This is a genomic window from Ideonella sp., assembly GCF_035254525.1.
Taxonomy (GTDB): Bacteria; Pseudomonadota; Gammaproteobacteria; order Burkholderiales; family Burkholderiaceae_C; genus Ideonella.
The window spans coordinates 23,208-32,267 of record NZ_DATFAN010000050.1 but is presented as its reverse complement, the minus strand read 5'-3'; the positions used below and the strand labels follow the sequence as shown (position 1 = coordinate 32,267).

The 9,060-nt window shown below is 71.1% G+C and carries 7 protein-coding genes and 1 pseudogene; 4 read left to right on the top strand and 4 right to left on the bottom strand.

The window, feature by feature from the left end; translation table 11 throughout:
* Positions 1 to 167: pseudogene (locus VJ693_RS04715) on the top strand (hydroxypyruvate isomerase); the annotation flags it as partial.
* Between the two features lies 1 nt (position 168).
* On the opposite strand, the gene VJ693_RS04710 reads toward VJ693_RS04715, so the two are convergent.
* The 3 genes from VJ693_RS04710 to nhaR are packed head-to-tail and all read right to left on the bottom strand — an operon-like array spanning position 169 to position 4,450.
* Complete coding sequence (locus VJ693_RS04710) at positions 169 to 2,430, bottom strand: helicase-related protein (RefSeq protein WP_324152313.1); 2,262 nt, start codon at positions 2,428 to 2,430, stop codon at positions 169 to 171.
* A gap of 23 nt (positions 2,431 to 2,453) precedes the next feature.
* Complete coding sequence (locus VJ693_RS04705) at positions 2,454 to 3,503, bottom strand: mechanosensitive ion channel family protein (protein WP_324152312.1); 1,050 nt, start codon at positions 3,501 to 3,503, stop codon at positions 2,454 to 2,456.
* A gap of 47 nt (positions 3,504 to 3,550) precedes the next feature.
* Positions 3,551 to 4,450: a transcriptional activator NhaR gene (gene nhaR / locus VJ693_RS04700; RefSeq protein ID WP_324152311.1), complete on the bottom strand. Its 900-nt coding sequence runs from the start codon at positions 4,448 to 4,450 to the stop codon at positions 3,551 to 3,553.
* Positions 4,451 to 4,578: 128 nt separating this feature from the next.
* Between nhaR and VJ693_RS04695 the strand changes: the two genes are divergently transcribed.
* From VJ693_RS04695 to VJ693_RS04685, 3 genes are all read left to right on the top strand, one after another.
* The gene (locus VJ693_RS04695; RefSeq protein WP_324152310.1) at positions 4,579 to 5,328 is read left to right on the top strand and encodes a TerC family protein; all 750 of its coding nucleotides are present in this window, start codon (positions 4,579 to 4,581) and stop codon (positions 5,326 to 5,328) included.
* Positions 5,329 to 5,431: 103 nt separating this feature from the next.
* A complete protein-coding gene (locus VJ693_RS04690; protein WP_414652228.1) occupies positions 5,432 to 6,133 on the top strand; it encodes a Bax inhibitor-1/YccA family protein in 702 nt (233 codons plus the stop codon).
* 8 nt (positions 6,134 to 6,141) lie between these two features.
* Entirely contained in the window at positions 6,142 to 6,402 is a 261-nt protein-coding gene (locus VJ693_RS04685) for a hypothetical protein (RefSeq protein ID WP_324152309.1), read from the top strand.
* Here the strand turns inward: VJ693_RS04685 and VJ693_RS04680 are convergent.
* The gene (locus VJ693_RS04680) at positions 6,389 to 9,043 is read right to left on the bottom strand and encodes a cation-translocating P-type ATPase (RefSeq protein WP_324152308.1); all 2,655 of its coding nucleotides are present in this window, start codon (positions 9,041 to 9,043) and stop codon (positions 6,389 to 6,391) included. The genes VJ693_RS04685 and VJ693_RS04680 overlap by 14 nt on opposite strands.
* Positions 9,044 to 9,060 lie beyond the last annotated feature (17 nt).

The window sequence follows — 9,060 nt, the reverse complement described above, 5'->3', positions numbered from 1 at the left end:
ACGAGCCCGACGTGGGTGAGCTCAACTACGCCTACCTGTTCGGCGTGATCGACGAGGTGGCCGCGCAGTGCGGTTGGGATGGCTGGGTCGGTTGCGAGTACCGGCCCAGCCGCGGCGCGCAGCCCGGCGGCACGACTGCCGGGCTGGGCTGGCGGCCGCCCACCTGAATCAGCGCCGACCGCGCCGCTGCGCCAGCGGCCGCTTGCCCTTGAGCTGCCGCTCGATGCCGTCGTTCAGCTCGGCGCGCAGCGCCAGCACCTCGTCCACGTGGCCGTAGATGTTGGGAAAGCGCAGGTCCAGCCATAGCCACAGCGAGCAGGCCCGCAGCGCCTGCTCCATCGCATCGAGCCGGCTGTGGCCGCTGACGGCGCCGAGGAACCAGGGCTCGCCGACGTGGCCGGTGCTGGCGTGCTGCCAGGCCCAGTCGAGGAACTCCTGCACCTGGCCCTCGGTGCGCGTGTCGACGGGGGCTTGGGCGTAGATGAAGCGCTCGCGCAGGCTCAGGTTGCCGGCGTGGCGGTCGAGCTGCTCGGCGAGCTCGAGCATCGCGTCCAGCTCCGCGACCGCGAAGTGCGCGTCATCGAGCTTGAGCTGCTCGACGAACACGCCCAGCACCTCGCGCAGCTTGGACTTGTGCAGGCGCGAGGCGATCGTGTCGATGTGCCAGCCGTTGGGCGCCACCGGTGCCTTGAAATCGCGCGGTGCGCGCGGCGGCTTGGGCAGTAGTTCTTTCAGCACCCGCGCCGCGCTCGGTTCGGCCTCTTTCAGCACGCCGACGAAGCCCTCCTCATGGATGCCGTAGCGCCCGGCGCGGCCGGCGATCTGGTGGACTTCGGATTCGTTCAGCGCGCGGTCGGACACGCCGTCGAACTTGTTCATCGTGCTGAACAGCACGCGCTGGATCGGCAGGTTCAAGCCCATGCCGATCGCGTCGGTCGCGACCAGGATGTGCGATTCGCCGGTGGCGTATCGCTCGGCCTCGCGCCGCCGCACCTCCGGCGGCAGCGCGCCGTAGATCACCGACACGGGGTGGCCGCCGGCGGCGATCTGGTCGCGCAGCATCAGCACGTCGCGCCGGCTGAAGGCGACCACCGCGTCGCCCTTCTTCAACGCCGAGATCGGCACCGCATGCGTCAGCCGCTCCACATGCTGCTTGCGCTCGAAGCGCTTGACCTGGCAGCGCTCGCCGCACAGGCCGAGCAGCTTCTCGATCGCCGCCACCGCGTACGACGAGCAGATGATGATGACCTCGTTGGCCGGCACCGCGACGATGGCCTGCGTCCACGCCCAGCCGCGCGACGGGTCGAAGATCATCTGCGCCTCGTCGATCACCGCCACGTCGATCGGCCTGCTGGTGCTGACCATCTCGATCGTGCTGGAGACCACGCGCGCATCCGCCGCCGGCACGTTTTCTTCGCCGGTCAGCAGCGAGCAGGGCACGCCGCGCGCGACCAGCCGGTCACGCCCTTCGAGTGCCAGCAGGCGCAGCGGCGCGAGGTAGGCGCCGTCCAGCGCCTGGGCCAGGCGCTCGAACGCGGCGTGGGTCTTGCCGCTGTTGGGCGGGCCGACGTACAGCGTGACGCTGCGCTGCAGCCGACGGGCCTTGTCGAAGGTGTCGGGGTAGCCGTGGAAGGCCAGCTCGCTGTGCAGGCTGTCCAGCGTGTCGAGCTCGGTGACCTGGTGCTCCCAGCGGTCCTGCCCGCGGTCGCAGGCGGCTTTCAGCATGTCCAGCGCGTTCGGGTCGGTCACCAGCGCCGGCGTGGCCGCGCACTCGGCCTGCAGCCGCGGCTGCAGGGATTCCAGGTGGCGCGGGTTGAGCTGCCGGCTGCGCTCGACCAGCGTCTCGATGTGCGCGATCAGCTCGGCCGCGTGCGGGTAGTGGGGCGGGGGGCCGAGCGCCGCGTGCAGCGCGGCCTCGTCGCCGGTGCGGTAGAAGGCCCAGACGATGTCGGCGTCGACCGGCACGCGGAACAGCACCGGCACGCGCCAGTCGCTGTGCGGCAGGGGCAGGGTGTGGCGGATCAGACGGGTCCACTGCCCGGCGCGGCGCGAGACCGCCGCGGCCTCCAGCGCCGTGGCCCGCTCGATCATCAGCGCGCGTGCGTCCGGCCCGGTGCCGACCGCGTCGAGGTGCACCAGCGCGGCATCCATCAGCGCCGGGTCGAGCCAGCGGCTGGGCCGCTGGCCGGCGGCGGCCTTTTGCAGCAGCACGAAGCCGAGCTTGTCGAGGTGTTCCTCGAAGCCCGGGCTGTTCTCGGGCAGGTAGTCGGCCGGCTTGACGACCTGCGGCAGGGCCCAGGCGGCCTGGCGCAGGCGATTGAACTCGGTTCTTCCGATGTGTCGCGGCAGGCGAGCGGCGTGTCGCGGATTCGGAAGGTTCGGCAGCGCCTGGCCCTGGCCGCCGTCGTGATTCGAGGAGGTCTTGTGCATGGGTCCCGCGAGGGTAACCGGTCTCAGGGCTGCAGGGGAGGATGCAGGTCGCTGCGCAGGCGCGGCAAAGCCTGCGGATACTCGCGCTGGATGAAGCCGAGCAGCCCCTCGCGCAGCTCGCAGCGCAGGTCGAAGTTCGGGCCCGAGGCGCTCGAGCTGACGAGCACACGCAATTGCATGGCGCGCTCGCTGGCCTCGGTCACCTGCACCAGGCAGACGCGGCCGTCCCAGTTCGGCGAGGCCTCGCACAGCCGGCGCGCCTGTGCCCTCAAGGGCTCCAGCGGCAGGGCGTAGTCCACCCAGAGGAAGACCGAGCCGAGCAGATCGGCGGTGGTGCGCGTCCAGTTCTGGAACGGGTGTTCGCTGAACCAGCCGAGCGGGATGATCAGGCGCCGGTCATCCCAGATGCGCAGCACGACGTAGGTGGCGGTGATCTCCTCGACGCGGCCCCACTCGCCCTCGACGATCAGCACGTCGTCGATGCGGATGGGCTGCGCCAGCGCGATCTGCAGGCCGGCCAGCAGGTTGCCGACGACCGACTTCGCCGCCAGGCCGACCACCAGCCCCGCGACGCCGGCCGAGGCGAGCAGGCTGGCGCCGATCTGGTGGGCCCGGGGGAAGGACATGAGGATGAACGCCAGCCCCGCGACCAGCACCGCACCCGAGCCGATGCGCGCCAGCACGTTGGTCTGGGTGCGCACGCGCCGCGCGCTCAGGTTGTTGGCCAGGTCGTCCGGATAGCGGGCGATCACGCCGTCGGCCGTGCCGCGCACCGCGGCCAGGCCCAGCGAGGTCAGGGCGCAGATCAGCAGCACGCCGTTGGCATGCTGCACGAGGCCGGCGCCCGGCAGCGCCTCGGGCAAGCCTTGCCAGAGCACCTGCAACGCCGCCAAGGGCAGCACCCATTGCATCGGCCGGTCGCCGCGCCGCACGATGGCCGCGAGCACCGGCGACCAGGCCGCCGCGCGCCGCACCACCGGCCGCATCAGGCGGTGGGCCAGCTGCGAGGCGGCGATCAGCGTGGCCGCCGCCAACAGCCAGTGTCCCCAGGGGTCGAGATCGTTCCACTGCATCCTGCCGGCAGGAGCAAACGGCGCACCTGCCCGGCGCCACCCGGACCTCAGGCGCCCAGCAATTGGCTGCTCGCCCGCTCGGTGATGGCGGCGATGCAGGGGTGGGGGCTGCGGCGCTCGACGGTGATGGCGTAGAACTCCTCGACCAGCTCGTCGGTGCGGCCGACCACGCGCACGCCGTACTGCGCGGAAGTCTCCGATTCGAGCACGGTCGGGGTCATGAAGACGCCGCGGCCCTCGCCGCCGAAGGCTTTCATCAGCGCGGCATCGTCGAACTCGCCGATCACGCGCGGGCGGATCTTGTGGGCGGCGAGCCAGAAATCGAAGCGCTGGCGCATCGCCGACGCGGCGCTCTGCAGCAGCATCGGTGCGCCGTCCAGGCACTGCGGGAACTCGCCTTCGAGGCTGCGCTTGAGCGTGGGCCCGGCGAAGAAGCTCATCGCGGTCGAGCCGAGCAGGTGGCTGCGCCCCTTCACGCTGACCTGACGGCTCATCGGTTCGTCGGCGATCACGAGATCCAGCCGGTGCACGGCGAGCTGCCCGAGCAGGTCGGCGAACTGGCCTTCGTGGCAGATCAGCCGGACATGCTCCGACACGCCCAGTGCCGGCTCCAGCAGACGGTAGGCGACGGCCTTGGGCACCGAATCGGCGATGCCGACGTGGAAGTCCAACGCGTGTTCGCCGCTGCGCGCGGCCTTGCCGACACGCGCTTCCAGCTCGGCGCCGAGCGCGAAGATCTGGTCGGCATAACCGAGCGCGAGCCGGCCCTCGTCGGTCAGCTCCAGCCCACGGCCCGATTTGCGGAACAGCGCGCAGCCCAGGCGGTCCTCCAGCAACTTGATCTGGCCCGACAGCGTCTGCGGCGAGATGTGCAGCTGCTCGCCGGCACGAACGATGCCGCCCGCCTTGGCGGCGGCCCAGAAATAGTGCAGGTGCTTGAAATTCATCGATGTACCGCAGGCGACGTGGTCAACGATTCGGTTTTCTCGAATCTTCGTCGCGCGAATCTCGACTTTACGCTAACGATGGCGCTGCCTACAGTCCGCTGTCTTCGCAGCTTCAACCGCGCCCCGCCATGGACTTCCTGCTCGACCCCAACCTCTGGATCGCCTTCGCGATGCTCACCGGCCTCGAGATCGTGCTGGGCATCGACAACATCATCTTCATCTCGATCCTCGTCGGCCGGGTGCCGGCGGCCCAGCGCGACGCGGCGCGCCGGCTGGGCCTGGGCTTCGCGATGGTCACGCGGGTGATGCTGCTGCTGTCGCTGAGCTGGGTGATGGGCCTGACGGCCGACCTGTTCAGCATCGCCGGCCAGGGCATCAGCGGGCGCGACCTGGTGCTGCTGCTGGGCGGCCTGTTCCTGCTGTGGAAGGCCTCGCGCGAGATCTTCATCGAGGTCGAGGCGCGCGACGAGCACAGCCCGGACGAGACCGCAACGCCCTCGGCCGCCGCACGGCGCGGCATGTTCTGGGGCGTGATCGGCCAGATCGCGGTGATCGACATCGTCTTCTCGCTCGACTCGGTGATCACCGCGGTGGGCATGGTCGACCAGATCGGCGTGATGATCGCGGCGGTGATGGCGGCGGTGGGCGTGATGCTGTTCGCCGCCAAGCCGATCGGCGACTTCGTCGACCGCCACCCGTCGGTCAAGGTGCTGGCGCTGGCCTTCCTGGTGATGGTCGGCATGGCGCTGACCGCCGAGGCCTTCGAGATGCACGTGCCCAAGGGCTACATCTACGCCGCGATGGCCTTCTCGCTGGCGGTCGAGGCGCTCAACATCCGCTCGCGCAGCAAGCGGCTGGCACGTGCGGCAGCCCATTGATGCGGTTTTGGCGAACTCGTATTACGAGACATACGACTTTTCTCGGAGCATCGAGACCGCTAGATTGCAGTCTCGAACCTCTCTTCCTTTGGAAGGACCCGCGATGAACAAGCTCCAACCGATGGTCTCGGACCATTTCGCCGGCGGCCAGGCGCTGCCGGCCGCGCAGCGCAACCGTGTGCTGCGCAACACCTACTGGCTGCTCGCGCTGTCGATGCTGCCCACCGTGCTGGGCGCCTGGATTGGCGTGTCCACCGGCCTGGCCCGGGCGATGACGCCGGGCGTCGGGCTGATCGTGTTCCTGGCCGGCGCGTTCGGCTTCATGTTCGCGATCGAGAAGACCAAGAACTCGGCCGCCGGCGTGCCGGTGCTGCTGGGCTTCACCTTCTTCATGGGCCTGATGCTGTCGCGTCTGGTCGGCGTGGTGCTGGGCCTGGGCAACGGCGCCAGCCTGGTCATGACCGCCTTTGCCGGCACCGGCGCGATCTTCCTCGGCATGGCGACGCTGTCGTCGGTCATCAAGCGCGACCTGAGCGCGATGGGCAAGTGGCTGTTCATCGGCGCGGTGATGATGTTGGTCGCGGGCATCGCGAACTTCTTCATCCAGTCCAGCGCCTTGATGATCACGCTGTCGGTGCTCGCGATCGGCATCTTCTCGGCCTTCATCCTGCACGATCTCAAGCGCGTGCAGGACGGCCTGGAGACCAACTACATCAGCGCCACGCTGGGGGTGTACCTGAGCATCTACAACGTCTTCCAGTCGCTGCTGATGCTGCTGGGCATCTTCGGCGGCCAGGACGAATGAGGCCTGCGGTGATGCTGCAACGATACGTGCTCTTCGTCGGTCGCGTGCTGCGCGCGCTGGCCGGCTTGGCGCTGGTGGCCGGCGCGCTGGTGATCGGCTTGCTGCTGGCCGCGGGCCTGCTGCTGCGCATGGCGTGGCTCAGGGCCCGCGCGGCCGACGGCCGTGCACCGGCGCAGCCGAGGGCCGCACGCCGCCGCACCGCCCCGGCCGGCGAGGTGATCGACATCGAGGTGCGCGAGGTCGGCGCGCGCGAGATCAGCGTGCGCTGAAGGCCGGGACTCGAGCGCCGGCCGCGCGCCGGCGCCACCACTTCTCGATCTCGACGGCCACGAACACCACGGCCGACAGGCCGATGCACAACGCCAGCTCCGTGGCCGACAGTGCATGGGTGTGGAACACGGGCTGCAGCCACGGCAGGTAGATCGTGGCCAGTTGCAGCGCCAGCGTCAGCAGCACCGCGCCGAGCAGCGGCAGGTTGCTGCCCAGGCCCTGCGTCCACAGCGAGGCGCTTTCCGATCGGATCGCCAGCAGGTGTGCCATCTGCGCCAGCGTCAGCACGGTGAAGACCATCGTCTGCGCACGGCCGCGGCCGGCCTCGGCGCCGTCACCCTCCAGGGCCCAGGCCTGCACCCCCAGGCACAGCGCGCCGATCAGCAGGCCCACCCACAGCGCGTGCTGCCACAGCCCGTGCGCGAACACGCTCTCGCCGGGTGGGCGCGGCGGACGCTGCATCACGCCGCGCTCGGCCGGCTCGGCCGCCAGCGCGAGGCCGGGCAGTCCGTCGGTGACCAGGTTGACCCACAGGATGTGGATCGGCAGCAGCGGGATCGGCAGCGCCAGCAACGGCGCGAGAAACAGCACCCAGACCTCGCCCGAGTTGCCGGTCAGCGCGTAGCGGATGAACTTGCGGATGTTGTCGAAGATGCGACGGCCCTCGCGCACCGCGCCGACGATGGTCGCGAAGTTGTCGTCCAGCAGCACCAGGCTCGCGGCCTCGCGCGCCACGTCGGTGCCGCCCCTGCCCATCGCGACGCCGATGTCGGCCTGGCGCAGCGCCGGTGCGTCGTTGACGCCGTCGCCGGTCATCGCGACGAACTGGCCGGCGGCCTGCAGCGCCTGCACGATGCGGATCTTCTGCGCCGGGTCGGTGCGCGCGTAGACCGACACGCGGGGCACCGCGGCCGCCAGCGCCGGCTCGTCCATGCGGGCCAGCTCGGCGCCGGTCAGCACCGCGTCGTCACCGTCGCCGACGATGCCCAGGTCGCGCGCGATCGCCAGCGCGGTGGCCGGGTGGTCGCCGGTGATCATCACCGGCCGCACGCCGGCCGCCAGACATTCCGTGACCGCGGCACGCGCCTCGGGCCGCGGCGGGTCGATCAGGCCGACCAGGCCGATCAGCGTCAACCCGCGCTCGAACGCGTCGGCCTCGACCGCGACCACGTCCTCATGGCCATCGCGCCACGCGACGGCCAGCACCCGCATGCCCTGCGCCGCCCAGGCGTGGGCGGTGGCGAGCGCATCGTCCACGCCCTCGCCGCGGCAGCGCGGCAGCACCGATTCGGGCGCACCTTTCACGTAGGCGCGCCAGCTCCCGCCGGCGGCGCCGTGCAAGGTGCCCATGCGCTTGCGCTCGGCGTCGAAGGGCCATTCGTGCCGGCGCGGCGAGCCGCGCTGCAGCGCGGCCACGTCGAGCCCGGCGTCCTGCGCGGCCTGCAGCAGCGCCGTCTCGGTGGGGTCGCCGAGCCAGCCGTCGGCCGCGGGGCGCGCGTCGTTGCACAGCACCATCGCGGTCCACAGCGCGCCGTCGTCGCCGCCCCAGGCGCGGTGCTCGCGCACCTGCATGCGGTTCTGCGTCAGCGTGCCGGTCTTGTCGGAGCAGATGACGGTCACCGAGCCCAGCGTCTCGACGCTCGGCAGCCGGCGCACCAGCGCATTCACCGTGACCAAGCGCCGCGCACCCAGTGCCAGCAGCACCGTGACCACCGCCGGCAGCGCCTCGGGGATCGCCGCGACGGCCAGGCTGATCGAGGTCAGCGCCATCAGCAGCACCGGCTCGCCGCGCAGCACGCCGATGGCGAAGATCAGCGCGCAGATCGCCAGCACGACGATCGACAAGCGGCGGCCGAACGCGGCCAGGCGCTGCTGCAGCGGTGTGGCGCGGCTCTCGGCCTGGCCCAGCAGCGTGGCGACCTGGCCGAGCTGGGTGGCGGCGCCGGTGGCCACCACCAGGCCCTCGGCGCGGCCGTGGGTGACCAGCGTGCCCTTGTAGGCCATGTTGACGCGGTCGCCCAGCGGCCGCTCGCCCTCGGGCAGCGGGCCGTGCACCTTCTCCACCGTGGCCGATTCGCCGGTCAGCGCCGACTCGTCGACGCGCAGCCGGACGACGCCGTGCAGCCGCAGGTCGGCGGGCACCAGATCGCCGGCTTCGAGCAGCACCACGTCGCCGGGCACCAGCTCGTCGGTCGCGATCACCTGCACCTGGCCCTCGCCGCGCCGCACCGTGGCCTGCGGCGCCGCGATGCGGCGCAGGGCCTGCATGGCCTGGTCGGCGCGCCACTCCTGCCAGAAGCCGATCGCGGCGTTGAGCAGCACGATGACCACGATCACCAGCGTGTCGGCCAGGTCGCCGATGACGCTGGACAGCAACGCCGCCGCCAGCAGCACCAGGATCATGAAGTCACGGAACTGGTCGAGCAGCCGCTTCCAGGCGGGCCTGGGCGGGGCTTCGGGCAGCCGGTTGGGGCCGTGCCGCGCCTGGCGCGCAGCAACCTCGTCGGCGGCGAGGCCGGCGTCCATCTGCACGCCGAGCTGGCGGGCCAGCTCGGCGGTGTGCCGCAGGTGGGCGTCCTCGTGCCAGGCCGGGGCCGGCGGCGCGGAGGGCGGCGGGTTCGTCGGCGCGGCGTTCGGCATGCCCCAGCCTAACGCAG